This window comes from Halomonas sp. BC04 (genome assembly GCF_000568385.1).
The window spans coordinates 23,248-39,433 of record NZ_AZQX01000013.1; the positions used below are offsets into that span (position 1 = coordinate 23,248).

Annotated in this window: 15 protein-coding genes and 5 pseudogenes; 17 read left to right on the forward strand and 3 right to left on the reverse strand. The window is 59.3% G+C overall.

Annotation, left to right across the window (positions count from 1 at the left end; all coding sequences use genetic code 11):
• The 13 genes and pseudogenes from urtD to Q427_RS01355 all read left to right on the forward strand — a co-directional run bounded on the left by urtD (window position 1) and on the right by Q427_RS01355 (window position 10,530).
• A complete protein-coding gene (urtD, locus tag Q427_RS01295; protein WP_043510362.1) occupies window positions 1-744 on the forward strand; it encodes an urea ABC transporter ATP-binding protein UrtD in 744 nt (247 codons plus the stop codon).
• Entirely contained in the window at window positions 737-1,432 is a 696-nt protein-coding gene (gene urtE, locus Q427_RS01300; RefSeq protein WP_043510364.1) for an urea ABC transporter ATP-binding subunit UrtE, read from the forward strand. The genes urtD and urtE overlap by 8 nt, the downstream gene beginning before the upstream one ends.
• An 80-nt stretch (window positions 1,433-1,512) precedes the next feature.
• Entirely contained in the window at window positions 1,513-2,553 is a 1,041-nt protein-coding gene (locus tag Q427_RS01305; RefSeq protein WP_043510365.1) for an aliphatic amidase, read from the forward strand.
• A gap of 147 nt (window positions 2,554-2,700) precedes the next feature.
• A complete protein-coding gene (locus Q427_RS01310; protein WP_231613304.1) occupies window positions 2,701-3,783 on the forward strand; it encodes an AAA family ATPase in 1,083 nt (360 codons plus the stop codon).
• A gap of 198 nt (window positions 3,784-3,981) precedes the next feature.
• Window positions 3,982-4,836, forward strand: a pseudogene (locus Q427_RS01315) (urease accessory protein UreD).
• 18 nt (window positions 4,837-4,854) lie between these two features.
• Window positions 4,855-5,156 (forward strand): annotated as a pseudogene (locus tag Q427_RS01320) (urease subunit gamma).
• 11 nt (window positions 5,157-5,167) lie between these two features.
• Entirely contained in the window at window positions 5,168-5,500 is a 333-nt protein-coding gene (locus Q427_RS01325; RefSeq protein ID WP_043510368.1) for an urease subunit beta, read from the forward strand.
• Window positions 5,497-7,211: pseudogene (gene ureC, locus Q427_RS01330) on the forward strand (urease subunit alpha). The gene Q427_RS01325 and the pseudogene ureC overlap by 4 nt, the downstream one beginning before the upstream one ends.
• 358 nt (window positions 7,212-7,569) lie before the next feature.
• Entirely contained in the window at window positions 7,570-8,121 is a 552-nt protein-coding gene (gene ureE / locus Q427_RS01335) for an urease accessory protein UreE (RefSeq protein ID WP_043510369.1), read from the forward strand.
• Complete coding sequence (locus tag Q427_RS01340; protein ID WP_231613305.1) at window positions 8,111-8,851, forward strand: urease accessory protein UreF; 741 nt, start codon at window positions 8,111-8,113, stop codon at window positions 8,849-8,851. The genes ureE and Q427_RS01340 overlap by 11 nt, the downstream gene beginning before the upstream one ends.
• 36 nt (window positions 8,852-8,887) lie before the next feature.
• Entirely contained in the window at window positions 8,888-9,520 is a 633-nt protein-coding gene (gene ureG, locus Q427_RS01345) for an urease accessory protein UreG (RefSeq protein WP_043510371.1), read from the forward strand.
• A gap of 63 nt (window positions 9,521-9,583) precedes the next feature.
• Window positions 9,584-10,176 (forward strand): annotated as a pseudogene (locus Q427_RS01350) (HupE/UreJ family protein).
• A gap of 129 nt (window positions 10,177-10,305) precedes the next feature.
• Window positions 10,306-10,530 (forward strand): DUF1049 domain-containing protein, encoded by a 225-nt coding sequence (locus tag Q427_RS01355; protein WP_043510372.1) that lies wholly within the window; start codon window positions 10,306-10,308, stop codon window positions 10,528-10,530.
• A 105-nt stretch (window positions 10,531-10,635) separates the two neighbouring features.
• On the opposite strand, the gene Q427_RS01360 is transcribed toward Q427_RS01355, so the two are convergent.
• The 3 genes from Q427_RS01360 to Q427_RS35895 all read right to left on the reverse strand — a co-directional run bounded on the left by Q427_RS01360 (window position 10,636) and on the right by Q427_RS35895 (window position 13,039).
• The gene (locus tag Q427_RS01360; RefSeq protein ID WP_043510374.1) at window positions 10,636-11,559 is read right to left on the reverse strand and encodes a YihY/virulence factor BrkB family protein; all 924 of its coding nucleotides are present in this window, start codon (window positions 11,557-11,559) and stop codon (window positions 10,636-10,638) included.
• A gap of 443 nt (window positions 11,560-12,002) precedes the next feature.
• The gene (locus Q427_RS35890; RefSeq protein WP_331280505.1) at window positions 12,003-12,506 is read right to left on the reverse strand and encodes a serine hydrolase domain-containing protein; all 504 of its coding nucleotides are present in this window, start codon (window positions 12,504-12,506) and stop codon (window positions 12,003-12,005) included.
• 32 nt (window positions 12,507-12,538) lie between these two features.
• Window positions 12,539-13,039: a hypothetical protein gene (locus Q427_RS35895; protein WP_331280506.1), complete on the reverse strand. Its 501-nt coding sequence runs from the start codon at window positions 13,037-13,039 to the stop codon at window positions 12,539-12,541.
• Window positions 13,040-13,201: 162 nt separating this feature from the next.
• On the opposite strand from Q427_RS35895, the gene Q427_RS01370 reads away from it, so the two are divergent.
• The 4 genes and pseudogenes from Q427_RS01370 to Q427_RS01385 all read left to right on the forward strand — a co-directional run bounded on the left by Q427_RS01370 (window position 13,202) and on the right by Q427_RS01385 (window position 15,787).
• A complete protein-coding gene (locus Q427_RS01370) occupies window positions 13,202-13,876 on the forward strand; it encodes a hypothetical protein (protein WP_043510375.1) in 675 nt (224 codons plus the stop codon).
• Window positions 13,877-13,916: 40 nt separating this feature from the next.
• A complete protein-coding gene (locus Q427_RS01375; RefSeq protein WP_155833418.1) occupies window positions 13,917-14,486 on the forward strand; it encodes a hypothetical protein in 570 nt (189 codons plus the stop codon).
• A 74-nt stretch (window positions 14,487-14,560) separates the two neighbouring features.
• Window positions 14,561-14,973: pseudogene (arfB, locus tag Q427_RS01380) on the forward strand (alternative ribosome rescue aminoacyl-tRNA hydrolase ArfB).
• 61 nt (window positions 14,974-15,034) lie between these two features.
• Entirely contained in the window at window positions 15,035-15,787 is a 753-nt protein-coding gene (locus Q427_RS01385; RefSeq protein WP_051496032.1) for an RNA pseudouridine synthase, read from the forward strand.
• Window positions 15,788-16,186 lie beyond the last annotated feature (399 nt).

A 16,186-nucleotide genomic window follows, 5' to 3' on the forward strand; every position in this document is an offset into this window, starting at 1 on the left:
ATGGCACATTTAGAGATTAAAGATCTTTCGGTTAGTTTTGGCGGTCTTCGTGCTGTTGATGGGCTAAGCATGAATCTCGAGTTTGGAGAGTTACGCTGTCTTCTCGGGCCGAATGGAGCAGGTAAATCGACTACGCTGGATCTCATTTGTGGGAAAACGAAAGCTACTAGCGGGGAGGTGATATTCTCAGGTAATAATATAACTTCTATGCTGGAGTTCAAACGTGCTCGTGCTGGAGTAGGCAGGAAGTTCCAGACTCCATCGGTGTTCAAGGAGCTAACGGTTTGTGAGAATCTTGAGGTTGCTCGATCACAAAAGCCCAAGGTTTTAGATTCCTTGCGCGTCTTTCGCTCTAATATGAGCGGCCGCATGGCTGAGGTTTTAGATATTATCGATTTGGGTGATGAGCTCAATACCGTTGCTGCCAACCTTTCCCATGGCCAAACCCAGTGGTTGGAAATTGCAATGCTATTGATTCAAGATAGCAAGTTGATACTTTTCGATGAGCCTACTGCTGGTATGACTATTCAGGAGACCATGAAAACAGCAGAAATCTTCAATGCGCTCAAAGGTAGTCACACCATGATCGTGGTTGAGCATGACATGGGGTTTGTTCGTGAAATTGCTGAAACTGTAACCGTTATGGACATGGGTAAACTGTTAGCCGAAGGCAGCATACAAGAAATCGAAAATAACCCGGCGGTGAGGGAGGCTTATTTAGCTGGAGACGATGATCATGCTTGAGGCAAAAGATCTTTTTTCATTTTATGGTAAGAGTCCGGTAATACAAGGGCTGAACTTTACTATCAAACAAGGCAGCTTCGTTAGTGTGTTGGGACGGAATGGTGTGGGTAAAACTACACTCTTGCGAACCATCATGGGTCTAACCGACCGAATTACTGGATCATTAACATTCATGGGTAATGATCTTGGAAGTATGGCTACGCACCAACGTAGCAAGGAGGGCATTGGCTATATTCCACAAGGGCGAGAGGTGATTCCGCGCTTCACAGTGCGTGAAAATATCGTCATGGGTACGTATGCCAGAAAGGATGGAAAGCGTGATTTTCCGGAATATATTCTGGACATGTTCCCGATATTGAAAGAGTTCTTGAACCGGCGTGGCGGCGATCTGTCTGGTGGACAGCAGCAGCAGTTGGCAATTGGTAGGGCATTGGCGATGGAGCCAAAGATCCTTCTTCTTGATGAGCCAACTGAAGGCATACAGCCAAATATTGTTCGGGAAATAGAGGACGTGCTTGTAAAATTGAATCGTGAAATGGGGATTACTATTGTTCTCGTTGACCAGAATATTCCATTTGCGCGCCGCGTTTCCGACAACTTTCTTGTGCTTAATAAAGGGCGTATTGCTGTTTCAGGAACAGGGGAGGAGCTCACCGACCAAATCGTTGACGAGTACCTCACCTTCTAGGCGGAAGGCATTCGATCCGCCATTTAACTTCGGACTTCCCTTGTCCGAATCATGATAAATAGATGTTAAGGAGTCAGGATATGCGACACGGTGATATTTCCAGCAGCAATGATACGGTTGGCGTGGCAGTTGTTAACTACAAGATGCCTCGGCTCCATACCAAATCAGAAGTTCTTGATAATGCACAGAACATTGCGGACATGATTGTTGGTATGAAGAAAGGCCTACCAGGAATGGACTTGGTCATCTTTCCAGAATACAGCTTGCAAGGGATCATGTACGATCCACAGGAAATGATGGAAACAGCTTCCGTCGTCCCCGGTGAAGAGACTGAGATCTTTTCAAAGGCGTGCCGGAAAGCGAATACCTGGGGAGTCTTTTCAATTACCGGTGAGCGGCACGAAGAGCATCCCAAGAAGAATCCATACAATACGCTCCTCTTGATAAATAACAAAGGTGAAATTGTCCAGAAATATCGCAAAGTGATTCCTTGGTGTCCCATCGAAGGGTGGTACCCTGGCAACACCACTTATGTATCTGAAGGTCCTAAGGGGCTGAAAATTAGTTTGATTATCTGTGATGACGGCAACTATCCGGAAATCTGGCGTGATTGTGCTATGAAAGGAGCAGAGCTGATCGTCAGGTGCCAGGGATACATGTATCCAGCAAAAGAGCAGCAAATCATGATGGCAAAAGCGATGGCATGGGCTAATAACTCCTATGTTGCTGTAGCCAATGCTGCTGGCTTTGACGGTGTATACAGTTATTTTGGTCATTCTTCCATCATTGGATTTGATGGTCGTACTCTGGGCGAGTGTGGCGAAGAAGAAATGGGCATTCAGTATGCACAGCTGTCAGTGTCTCAAATCCGTGACGCTCGACAGAATGATCAATCACAGAATCATTTGTTCAAGATTCTGCATCGTGGCTATTCCGGCATGCACGCATCTGGCGATGGAGACAAGGGATTAGCCGAATGCCCGTTTGAATTTTACAAGACATGGGTTAATGATGCAGAGAAGGCTAGAGAGGAAGTAGAAGCCATTACACGTACAACCTCAGGTGTGGCGCAATGCCCGGTTGGTAGCTTGCCTTATGATGGAAAAGAAAAGGAGGCTTGATAGGTAAGCTATCTCAATGGCCCTGCTGTCAGTTGGCAGGGCCGGTTACCCTCTATTTCAATTTTTCCGATTCTGCTTTGTGGGTGGTAGGGAGGTCAGCTAATGCCTTTTATAAACGACATGCTGGATAATACGGACAGGCAGCGAATGGATAAGGCTGCCTTGGATTCGGAGAATTCTCCAGAGCATGATGTGCTCCAGTCACACCTAGCACACAAGTCAAGGCTGGAAAGTCGTTTCAAGTTTGATGTTGATGTTGTCCTGGATGCATTGAAGAAAGATATTCTAGGCCAGGAAAAGGCGATCGAGTCCGTCCATGATATACTCAAGGTGGTTCGTGCGGATATTACCGATCCCCGGCGCCCGCTATTCACCGCTCTTTTTCTTGGTCCTACTGGTGTCGGCAAGACCGAAGTCGTTAGATCATTGGCGCGTTCCCTGCACGGTGATGCGGATGCATTCTGCAGGGTGGATATGAATACTCTCTCTCAGGAACACTACTCTGCTGCCATTACCGGTGCTCCTCCCGGTTATGTTGGAGCCAAGGAAGGTAATACGTTATTTGACCAAGATAAAATGGAAGGTAGTCCGGGACGTCCCGGTATCGTCTTGTTCGATGAGTTAGAGAAGGCGAGCCCTGAGGTGTTGCAGGCCCTTCTAAATGTTTTTGACAACGGAATGCTTACTGTTGCTTCTGGTGAAAGAACCTATAGTTTTCGTAATACACTGATTTTCATGACCAGTAATTTGGGCGCTCGTGATATTCAACGTTACGAGCAGCGTCAAAATGGTTTCATTCGTCGCCTGTTTCCACGATCTGCCAAGGGAAGGCATAAACAAGTCGAAGATATCGTTCAGGAAAAATTGTTGAAGTCATTCTCACCTGAGTTTGTTAACAGGATTGATAACATCACAATTTTCAATTGGATCGAGATGGAGTTGGTTGGTGACCTTGTCAAGCTTGAGGTTCAGCGACTTAATCGAAGGCTGCTTAAGCACCAGTGTCGATTGACTGTGAGTGATGAAGTTATCGATTATGTCTCATCAACAGGTTTCGATCGCCAGTTTGGTGCACGTGCCTTACGCCGTGCCGTCCGTAGAGTCATTGAGGTTCCTCTTGCCGAATACCTGCTGGATTTTCACTCCACCGATGATAATAGAGAAGACATTGTTGTTTACCATGCTGAACTTCACAAGGGGCATGTGTTTTTTCAGTGCAAGAACAGCTGATCCTGTTCGAGCCAACTCATCTTTGCACTACATATGGGCAAAGCCTTGAGTTATGCACCAGATTGATGCGGCAAAATATTTCTGGATGTTCTCCATGGATTTTTAGATCGTTGATTCCAAAAGACTTTTTATTATTTCGCTTTCCTTGGTCTTAATTTTGCCTGCTCTTAGTCACTATCATCCTTTATTGGTGCATGAATGTCTCTTTCAGGGCACTGTTTCGATAGCGAAAGATGCTGGGCGGCTTCGCTGGCGCTGGCTTTCGAAGCGCGAGAGGGGGTCACGCGGATGGTGCATGCGCGCCACCAGGGGCCGCTACGGGTACAGCGGCCGTTTTATCCCGAACGGCGGACGGGCCCCTGCCACGTCTACCTGTTGCACCCGCCGGGTGGGCTGGTCAGCGGCGACAGGCTCTCGATATCGGCCCGGGTGGGGACGGACGCCCATGCGCTCCTGACCACGCCGGCGGCCAACAAGCTCTACAAGGCCGACAGCCATGGCGTGTCCTGGCGTCAGCAGACCCATCTCGAAGTGGAAGATGGCGGCGTACTCGAGTGGCTACCCCAGGAGACCATCGCCTTTGACGGTCGATGGGTGAGCAAGCGACGCATATCGACCTGGCCGGCTCGGCGCGCTGCCTGGGCTGGGAAGTGCTGGCACTGGGGCGTCCGGCAAGCGATCTGCCTATGTCTCCGGCCGCATCGACCAGCGATTTCGCCTGACGCGGGATGGCAAGCCGCTGTGGTTGGAGCGTCAGCCCCTGGACCCGCTGCACCCGCGCTTCGCCGGTCGCTGGGGGCAGGGTGGCGCCACGGTCCAGGCCACGCTCTGGGCGGTAGGGCTGCACGACGAGGCCGGCGCCATCGAGCATTGCGGGATGCCATCGCCATGACCCCACGCTGGGCGGTGACGGTACGTCATGGCGTGCTGCTGCTGCGCTACCTGGGGCAGGAGCGTAACGAAGCCTGGGATATCTGCCAGCAAGCCTGGGCCTGTCTCAGGCCGCTGCTGTGTGGCTCCTGTGCCCATTCCCCCCGTATCTGGTTTACCTGACTCAGCCAGGAGAATTGCATGGAACTGACCCCCAGAGACAAGGACAAGCTGCTGCTGTTCACCGCAGCCCTGCTTGCCGAACGTCGCCGAGCGCGCGGGCTCAAGCTCAACTATCCCGAGGCGGTGGCCTGATCAGTGCCGAGATCATGGAGGGTGCCCGTGACGGTCGCACCGTCGCCGAGATGATGAGCCATGGCCGCGAGATCCTAAGCCGTGATGACGTCATGGAGGGCGTGGCCGAGATGGTCGATGAGGTCCAGGTCGAAGCCACCTTCCCCGACGGGACGAAACTCGTAACCGTGCATGATCCCATTGTCTGAGGAGCCCCGCGATGATTCCCGGTGAGTATCAACTGAAGGACGGCGAGATCGAGCTCTGTGCAGGTCGCCAGCGCATCACCGTCGAGGTGGCCAATACCGGCGACCGGCCGATCCAGATCGGCTCCCACTACCACTTTGCCGAAGCCAATCCGGCGTTGACCTTCGATCGCGACAAGGCGCGCGGTCACCGCCTCGATGTGGCGGCGGGGACAGCCATCCGCTTCGAGCCCGGCCAGTCCCGGAAGGTGACATTGATTCCCTTTGTCGGCCGCCGTCACGTCTATGGCTTTCGCGGCGAGGTGATGGGTGCGCTCGACACGGCGGGCAAGGGAGGAAAGCCATGAAGCCTGATAACACGATCAGCCGGCAAGCCTATGCTGACATGTATGGCCCCACCACCGGCGATCGGGTGCGCCTGGGCGACACCGAGTTGTGGATCGAGGTAGAGGACGATGCGACCCACTACGGCGACGAGGTCAAGTTCGGCGGCGGCAAGGTGATTCGCGACGGCATGGGCCAGAGCCAGCGCCATGACGACGCGGTGATGGATACCGTGATTACCAACGCCCTGATCCTCGACTGGTGGGGCATCGTCAAGGCCGACGTGGGACTCAAGGGTGGTCGTATCGCTGCCATCGGCAAGGCGGGCAACCCCGACACCCAGCCCGACGTGGAGATCGTCATCGGCCCCGGCACCGAGATCATCGCCGGCGAAGGCATGATCCTGACAGCCGGCGCCCTGGATGCCCATATCCATTTCGTCTGCCCGCAACTGGTGGAAGAGGCGCTAATGAGCGGCATCACCACCATGCTGGGCGGCGGTACGGGCCCTGCCACCGGCTCCAAGGCCACCACTTGCACTCCCGGACCCTGGCACATCGGCAAGATGCTCCAGGCGGTTGACGAGATGCCCATGAACATCGGCCTGCTCGGAAAGGGCAATGCCAGCCTGCCGGAGGCGCTGGAAGCCCAACTGATAGCCGGCGCCATGGGCCTCAAGCTCCACGAGGACTGGGGTACCACCCCGGCATCCATCGACAACTGCCTGAGTGTCGCCGACCGCTACGACGTCCAGGTGGCGATTCATACCGACACCCTGAACGAGTCGGGCTTCGTCGAGGACACCCTGGCGGCGTTCAAGGAGCGCGGCATTCACACCTACCATACCGAGGGGGCGGGGGGCGGCCATGCGCCGGATATCATCACAGCCTGTGCCAAGGACTATGTGCTGCCGTCGTCCACCAACCCGACCCGGCCTTATACCGTTAACACCATTGATGAACACCTCGACATGCTCATGGTGTGTCACCACCTGGACCCGAACATTCCCGAAGACGTGGCCTTCGCCGACTCGCGCATTCGCCGCGAGACCATCGCTGCCGAGGACATCCTCCACGACCTGGGGGTGATCTCCATGATCGCCTCGGATTCCCAGGCCATGGGTCGGGTGGGCGAGGTAGTGTGCCGGACCTGGCAGACCGCCCACAAGATGCGGGTACAGCGTGGCCTGCTGCCGGAAGACGAGGCGCTGGGCGCCGATAACTTCCGCGCCAAGCGCTATATCGCCAAGTACACCATCAACCCGGCCATCACCCATGGCATTGCCCATGAGGTGGGCTCCATCGAGCTGGGCAAGCTGGCCGACCTGGTGCTGTGGGATCCGGCCTTCTTCGGCGTCAAGCCGGCGCTCATCATCAAGGGCGGCATGATCGCCGCCGCCCCCATGGGCGACCCCAATGCCTCGATCCCGACGCCGCAGCCGGTGCACTACCGCTACATGTTCGGTGCCATGGGCCGTGCCGCCAGCGCCACGCGTCTCAGCTTCGTCAGCCAGGCGTCCATCGAGGCCGGAATCAAGGAGCAGTTGGGGCTGCAGAGTGAGCTATCGGCTTGCGGCAACGTGCGCGGCGTGCGCAAGCAGCATATGAAACTCAACGACGCTGCCCGGAGCTGACCGTCGATCCCCAGACCTACGAGGTGCGTTGCGATGGGGAGCTTCTGACCTGCGAGCCGGCGACAGAGCTTCCTCTGGCCCAGCGCTACCACCTGTTCTGAGCGCCGAGCCCCGGGCTACGGGCTGCGACCGCCAAAGTGAGCGGCGCCGGGGTCAGGTCGCAGCGGGGGTCCGATTCCAGGGAAGGAATCGGTAGCGTACAGGGAAGTATTCACAGCGCCCCCGCCTAGGAGCCTGTCGGACTTGACCGATCGTCGCGAGAGATTCGGATTTCGAGACAAGTTTATCGATCTGATGAGGCGAATAGCCCGCTATTTAACGAATCAGATCGCATGAAATTGGCCGAAAGACCGGATCTCGCAGTAGATCAGCGTTAAGTCCGGCAGGCTCCTAGACCTGTCGCCGGGTTAGCCGCGGTAAATAGGCTGCGGGTTCTGAGCTCAAAAAAGGAAATGAACGATGCTGAAACTGACCGAACGACTGGGACCCATCGAGGCAAGACAGGCCATCGACACCCTGACACTGCCGCTCGAGCTTCGTATTCGTGGGCGCCTCAAGGCCCAGAGCGATGGCGGCCGTGAGCTCGGGCTCTTTCTCGACCGCGGTCCGGTGCTGCGCTCGGGCGAAGGCCTGCGTGCCGAGAGCGGTGAGGTGATCCGCATCGAGGCCGCCGACGAACCGGTGGTCACCGCGCGCATCGCCGCGGGCCTGCCGTTGGCAAGGCTCGCCTACCATCTCGGCAATCGCCATGTGCAGCTCGCCCTGGGTAGCGACGATGCCAGGCCGGATCAGGGCTGGGTGCGCTTCCCACAGGATCACGTGCTTGAAGAGCTGGCCGAACGGCTGGGGGCGACCCTCGAACATCACCAGGCGCCATTCGACCCCGAGCCGGGTGCCTACCAGCAGACCGTTGGCCATGGCCACTCTCACGGCCACTCTCATGAGCACGGCCATTCCCACCACGATTCTCATGACCCCTCACACCCTCATGGCCACACCCATGCCCACTGAACGGGCGACCGTGTCAGGGCAGGGGGCCGTGGCGGGGCAGGGAAGGGACGATGACCTGGCCCTGCTGGGGCTCCTGCAGCTGGTCAGCCCCGCGCTGCCCATCGGTGCCTTCGCCTTCTCCCAGGGCCTGGAGAGCGCCTTCGAGCTGGGGTGGGTCAGCGACGAGGCGAGTCTCGGTGAGTGGCTGGAGGGGGTGCTGGAGGATGGCCTGAGCCGTTGCGAGCTGCCGGTGCTGGCGCGGCTTCAGTCGGCCTGGGCGGCAGGTGATGGCGAAGCGGTGGCCGAGTGGGACCGGTGGCTTGCCGCCAACCGTGAAACCGCCGAGTTGGCAGCGGAAGACTCACGGCTGGGGGCGTCGCTGGCTCGACTGCTGGGCAGTCTCGATCTGCTTCCTCAAAGCTCATCCGGTGGATCGTCCACGCTGCCGGCGGGTGCCGGCTACGTGACCCTGTTTGCATGGACGGCCCATGCCCGCGGTGTATCGGTACGCCAGGCTCTGCTCGGCTTTGCCTGGGCCTGGCTGGAGAACCAACTGGCGGTGGCCTGCAAGGCGCTGCCGCTTGGCCATACCTCGGCCCAGCGGCTGGTGGAGCGGCTGAGACCGGTTCTGGTCACGGCGGTGGACGAGGCACTGGCCCTGTCGGATGACGAGCTGGGCCCCGTGCTGCCCGGCCTGGCGTTGGCCAGCGCCCTACACGAAACCCAATATTCGCGACTGTTTCGCAGTTAGCAGGACAGGACAATCGAGTTCTAAAGGAGGCACGACATGACTCACTGTTTACGCATCGGCGTCGGTGGCCCGGTGGGCTCCGGCAAGACGGCACTGCTCAAGCAGCTCTGCCTGGCGCTGCGCGATTATTACGATATCGCGGTGGTTACCAATGACATCTATACCCGCGAGGACGCCGACTTCCTGCTCAAGCACGATGCGCTGCCGGCGGATCGTATCCTCGGGGTGGAAACCGGCGGCTGCCCGCATACCGCCATCCGCGAGGACGCCTCCATGAACCTGGCGGCCATCGACGACCTGCAGGCACGCCACCCCGGCCTGGAGCTGGTGCTGGTGGAGTCCGGCGGCGACAACCTGTCGGCCACCTTCAGCCCCGAGCTCTCCGATCTCACCCTCTATGTGATCGACGTCTCCGCCGGTGACAAGATTCCACGCAAGGGCGGGCCTGGTATCACCAAGTCCGACCTGTTGATCATCAACAAGATCGATATCGCCGAGCAGGTGCATGCCTCGCTGGACGTCATGGAGCGCGACTCGAAGAAGATGCGTGGCGAGCGCCCCTTCGTCTTCACCAATCTCTATGACGGGGTGGGCCTCGAGACGGTCATCCGCTTCATACTCGACCGCGGCATGCTATCGGAGCGCCGTCCCCAGGCCGCTGCCGTTTGACAACCCATTTCCCATTATTGCCTCACCCTTGCTCAGGTCATCGCTCAGGAGAATGCCACCATGATGTCAGCTCTTTCCCCCGCTACCCGGTCGGCTCTCGCCACCGCACCCGCACTGTTACTGGTGGCCGGCCTCGCCGTAGCCCACCCCGGTCATGATCACGAGGGCGGCTTCTCAGCCGGCCTGAGCCATCCGCTGTTGGGGCTCGACCATCTGTTGGCGATGCTGGCCATCGGCCTCTGGAGCCTTCGTCAGTCTCGCCCGCTGCGCCTGGCGCACCTCTGCTCGCGGCCGGTGGCATGTTGTTCGGTGCCGGCCTGGCCTGGGGCAGCCTGGCCCTGCCCGGCGTCGAGTTCGGTATTGCCATGTCGGTGCTGCTTGCCGGCATCCTGATCGCCGCCCTGGTCAAGGTTCCCAGCGTGCTCGGTGCCGGAGTGGTCGTGCTGTTCATGCTGTTTCACGGCCATGCCCATGGCAACGAGATGCCCCACGGCGTGTCGATGATGGCCTACCTGGCGGGGTTCACCCTGGCTACGCTTGCCATTACCTACGCCGGTCGCCTGCTCGGGGGCTTGCTGATGGCTCGTGAAAGCCGTCTCGTGCGTGGTCTCGGGGTAGCCATTGCCGCTGCCGGAGCGGTCTTCGCCATCGGTTGATCCTGGCGTCAGGTCACGAAGCCGCCCGGGCAGCTACGGGTGGCTCCATCTTCCAGTGGCGGACAATCAGTTGACAGGCGGCGCAACGAAGCTCAGCTTGAGGAGATCACATTCGACGGGAGAGCGTGCATGGAAAAGCTGCTGCTGGCGGTCAAGATCTTTATCGCGGTGTTGGTGCTCATCCTCGTCGTACAGAATATCGTCATGGTGGAGGTCCGATTCCTGACCTGGGGCCTCAGGCTACCCATGGCACTGCTCCTGGTGGTGATCTACCTGCTGGGCATGGTCACGGGCAAGAGTCTGTGGACCCTGTTCCAGCGCTTGTACCGTGATCGAACTCAACGCCCCCATTGAGCATGGCGCCGACGGCACCCATCGATACAGGAAAGTGAGATGGGTCGTTGAGATACACCATTGAAGCAGGGCATCACGGCTTGGCCTGTCAGGATGCCGGCCGCATCAGTCCAGATGGGTAATCGGCTGCCGGCGCGGGTCAACGTGCCACGGCAATCCTTGGCGTGCGTTGTACTCCAGTTCGGCGATCACCTGCGCGCCCAGCAGCAGGATGATCGCGCCCACCTCCAGGCTCAGCAATACCACGATGAGCGCGGCCAGGGAGCCGTAGACGACGTTGACGAAGGAGAGGTTGACGAAGTAATACACCAGAATCAGCCGCACCCCCTCCCACAGCAGTGCCGCCACGAACCCGCCCACGATGGCGCGCCTCAGTGCGATCTTTACCACCGGCAGCACCTTGTAGATGGCGCTGAACAGAAGGAAGACCCCGAAGAAACTGAACAGGTTGAGCAGCGGCTCAGAGAGGCCGGCAAAAGGCATGTTGCGGTCAAAGAGGGCTAGCCACAGGGCATTGATGGCTTCGGCCAGGGTGGCCAGCAGGGTCAGCGCCATCAGGCCGGTACCCAGGACCAGCATGAAGGCGTAGGGAAGCAGCACCGAGACCCAGATGCTGCGCCCCTTGTTCGGCTCGGGGGCGTGGAAGATGATTGCGAGTGCATCTTCCAGCATGCGAAAGGCGAAGGAGCTGAAGACCAGCAGTACCAGCAGGCCGAACAGCCCGATGGCATCTCGGGAGTCGAGCAGGGCGCGTACGGCATCCATCAGCAGCTCGGCATGGGCCGGGGCCAGGTGCAGCACCTGGACGCTGAGAACATCGAGCAGGATCTGTTCCTGGACGACTTGGGTCAACAATACCGTTATCAGGGCGAACAGGGGGACGATGGAGAGCAGAATATTGTAGCCCACACCGCCGGCCAGCAGGATGCCGTGGTTGCGCAGAAAGGCGGACAGGACGCGCCAGACAAAGCGTCCCGCCAGGGGGAGTACAACGAAGACGACGTTTCGCGTTTTACGTGCTCGAGACATGCGTATTGCCGTCCTTGTGCTCAGTTTGCGTTACCGAACGTCAGCAGTGAGTTCTGCCATGTTCTCCCATGCTACGCTGCCGTCACTGTCAGGCTACATTTCTACCCATGTTAAGGTATTAGGCTACACAAACATCGACAACCGGTATGAACTTCGCTGGTTGCTTGCTGGCTGAATGCATCAGCTTCACTACACTGGAACCTGACGAAGGCATCAGATTCGTCGTGCGTTTCTCCCTTTCATCTTGCCAGCAAGGAGTGCTGCATGCGCAATATTATCTATATCATCGGCCTGATCGTCGTTGTCCTTTTCATTCTCTCGATGCTTGGCCTTCGCTGATAGCGGGGTCGGGTAGCAGGGCGAGGCCGTTCTAGCAATGGCGTCTGCTGCTGTCTTATGCCTCGCCTGGTTGTTGCCTTCCCGCCATTGATTGAGTGCTGACTCTATTTCAAGAGGGTCTCGACTATTGCGTGCAGCCGTTGTTGGAACTGCCCGCCGGGTGAAGGCGGCATGGGATCCGCGGTGATGGCGATGGTCAGTTTCCTGTCGGGAATCACGTATAGCGCCTGGCCCCCGAAGCCGCGACCGTAGTAGGCGGTTTCTCCGGCCAGCTCGGTGATGAACCAGCCATAACCGTAGCCGTCGTTGGTCCAGGGCGAGGTGCCCCGGGGTTGCCAGGACATCTCCACCCAGCCTTCCGGTAGTATGCGCGTTCCATCGATCACGCCACCGAGCCGATAGAGCTCGCCAATTTGAATCAGCGCCCGCGGCGACAACTGCATGTCGTTGCCGCCGAAGTGAATGCCTTGCGGGTCCCGGGGCCAGTCAGGAATGGTGATATTCAGCGGTTTGCCCAGCAGGTGCCTGGCCAGGGACAGGGTGCTGTCGCCACTGGCCTGGGTCAGGGCAGCAGAGAGCAGGTGGCTGGAGCCCGTGGAGTAGAGCATTCGTCCGCCCGGCCGATCGACGAAGGGGCGGCTCAGGCGTCCGCGACCCAGTTCGCGCTGGCGACCCAGGCGCCATAGTTGGCACCGGAAGTGCGTTCCAGCCCGGCCTGCAGCGAGAGCAGATGACCGACGGTGATCTGCTCCACTCTCGGGTCGACCCCATTGGGCACCAGGGGGCCGAGCAGCGCCACGATGGACTGGTCGACGCCGTCGATCACCCCCTCCTCGATGGCTGCCCCCGCCAGCGCGGCGAGCACCGTCTTGGAGAGGGACTTGATATTGGCCGGCTGGTGACTCCCGGGGCCGGCGTAGGTGTGCTCGAATACGATCTCCCGATCCTCGGCAACGACCAGGGTATGCAGGCGGGAAAGCTCGCCGGCCTGGCTCTGGAGGCGCTGGATGGCATCCTCGTCAAGCCGCTGAAACCCGGCTTCGCTGGCGAGTGAATGGCAAGTCGTCGCCAAGGCCAGCATAATGGCCAGGATTATCGGATACCGTTTGGGTAGCCGCCGTCGCGTTGTCGCCGTTGCCATGGCTTCTTCCTCTCGCTTGCCGTTCGGGTGCCGATGCGCTTGCGGTCCGAGTTTCGAGCAGGGACGGGATGATTGGTTCCCCCCTGCCGGGCCCTGAACCGCGGTAGGGTATTCTGCATGGCGGCGGGCATTTGCGCGTTCCTATCTTGCCAATGAGGCATCATGGCTAAATTCGAAGTGATCGGTACTGCCAGCATCCCTGGCAAGGGCAGTGAGCTGCGCCTGCTGCAGCGCAATGACGAGTTCTCCATTCGTATCGCCGGCAGTCCCGGTGAGCTGATGAATACCCGCCTGCACGGCTCCGAGGATGCCTTGGCCGAACTGGCCTGCGAGCGGATCGCTGATCGCACCGGTATCCGGGTGTTGATCGGTGGCCTCGGCATGGGGTTTACGCTGGCGGCCGCATTACGCTCGTTACCCGACAGTGCCGAAGTGGTCGTCGCCGAGCTGGTTCCCGGCGTCGTCGACTGGAACCGGGGGCCCTTGGGCGCCGCTGCCGGCTATCCACTGAACGATCCGCGTGCCGTCGTCAGCCTGGGTGATGTCGGTGAGCTGCTCCGGCGTGAACCTGGCGGCTTCGATGCCATCATGCTCGACGTCGACAATGGTCCCGAGGGGCTGACGCGCAAGGAAAATGACTGGCTATACTCACCCCAGGGCCTCGCCGCTGCCCAGGAGGCGCTGCGTCCGGATGGTGTGCTGGCGATCTGGTCGGCCGGGCAGGATCCCGCCTTCACCGAGCGCCTGCGCCGAATCGGGCTCCTGGTGGAAGAGGTCACGGTGCGCGCCCATCGCCCGGGCAAAGGGGCCAAACACAGGATATGGCTGGCTTGTTGATATGGATTCGTTCTTGGTCACACTGCGCTGGATATGTCTGTTGCTGGTAGTCCTGTTGCTTTCCGCCTGTACCGGACGCGTCATGCCGCCTGCGCCGGCGGAGATCGCCCAGCCGATGGATGTCTACCTGGTCGATCACGGTCGGCATTCCAGCCTGGTCCTGCCGCGGGAGGAGGGCGGCATGGTGCGTTACAGTTATGGCGAATGGCGGTGGTATGTGGAGGGGCAGCGCCACTTCCTGTCAGGTGCCGCGGCCTTGCTCTTGCCGACCGCCAGTGCGCTGGGGCGCGGTATCCATGAGGATGTGACGGGGCCCGGTGACTTTTCGCGGATGGCACCGGAAGGCTTGGTGCGGACCTATCCGCTCCAGGCAGAGGCTGGGCGGGTCAGGGAACTGCGGCGCAGCCTCGATCGGCATTTCGAAGGGGATGCCGAATCCGTATACAGCGAGGAATTCGGCCTCCATTTCGTACCTCACCCACGCGCCTACTGGGCAGTCCACCAGTCGAACCTGGTGGCGGCCGGATGGCTGCGCCAGCTGGACATCGATGTTCGGGGCATTCCCTGGTACTCCCGTTGGCGGATCGAGTCGTCGCGGGAAGATCCCTGATCGCCGGGCGTATTCGCTCGGTCCATTTACACATTGCCCCACGCTTCTGCGTGAGGTGGTACAAGGCAGAGAACATGCTGGAACTTTCTCGTCAGGTCATTATCGCTGACCACGAAATCGACATGCAGGCGGTGCGTGCCCAGGGCGCCGGGGGGCAGAATGTCAACAAGGTGGCGACGGCGATTCACCTGCGTTTCGACATCCGCGCTTCCAGCCTTCCTGAAGGCTTCAAGGAGAAGCTGCTGGCCCTCAACGACCAGCGCATTACACGCGAGGGGGTGGTGATCATCAAGCCCAGGCCCACCGCACCCAGGAGCGGAACCGAGCCGAGGCTCTCGGTCGACTCAAGGCGCTGATCAAGAGCGTGATGTACGCACCGAAGAAGCGGGTCGCGACCCGTCCGAGCAAGGGGGCCAAGCAGCGCCGTCTGGACAGCAAGAAGAAGCGAGGCCAGCACAAGGCCATGCGCGGCAAGGTGGAAACCTGATTCCCCACCAGTAGTGCCGTCCTCATCCATTCCACTTCATTCCTCTCATTCGAGACATTCCATGACCGTCGCCGATACCACTTCATCCACACCACCCGCTACCGAACGGCTATCCAAGCGGCTGGCGCGGCAACTGCACTGCTCGCGCCGGGAGGCAGAACTCTACATTGCCGGGGGCTGGGTGACGGTCGATGGCGACGTCGTCGAGGAGCCGCAGTTCAAGGTTGGCGAGCAGCGTGTCGAGTTGTTGCCTGGTGCCAGGGCGAAGGAAATGCCCCCCGTCACCCTGCTGGCCAACGCCCCCCCGGGTCTTGCCGTCAGCGAAGAGGTCGAATGGGTCAGGGAACTGATCTCACCGGGAACGCACTGGCAGGACGATCCCGCCGGGCTGAATCCGCTGAAGGCGCATTTTCGCGCTTTGCAGCCGATGCTGCCGCTGGAAGAGGGCAGTTCCGGTTTGCTGGTCTTTACCCAGGACCGGCGTGTGGTGAGGCGGCTCGATGAAGATACGGCGCGGCTCGAGCAGGAGGTGGTGGCCGAAGTCGACGACACCCTCAGCGATGAGCAGTTGGATGTGCTGCGCCGCGGCAAGAGCGAGCCAGGCCGGAAGCTGGCACCCTGCAAAGTCAGCCGACAGAGCGAAACCCATCTACGCTTTGCTGTGAAGGGGATGGTGTCGGGGCAGATCGAGTCGATGTGCTCCAGTGTCGGGCTGACGGTGCTGAGCCTCAAGCGCCTGCGTATCGGCGGGGTGTCGCTGGGGCGTGTGCCGCCGGGCCAGTGGCGGTACCTTAAGCCTGGCGAGCGCTTCTGAGCGTTTCTGGTTCCCTTTCACCATCGTTGATGCCTATGTATGCTGATTTATGACGGTACGCGCCTGTCATCGCTCGATGCCAGGCATCTATTACCAGAGAGAGGGTCTTGCCAATGTCGGAAAATACCCAGAGCCCACTTTACAAGGACAATCGTGTCAAGGCCCTGGTGGCCGTGGCGCTGCTTGCGGTGATCTGGGCGATCTTTGCCCACAACAGCGCCGGCAATCATCGCGATCGCAGTGCAGCCCTTGAGGAGCAACTGGCGGCGATACAGGACGAACGCCAACAGTTAGCGTCCCAGCTGCAGGAACGCGATGCCGCAGGAGAGGACATCGAAGCCCTGGAAGCCCGTGTGGCAGAGCTCAATGAGGAGCAGCAGGCTGCCGAGGCGGCATTGG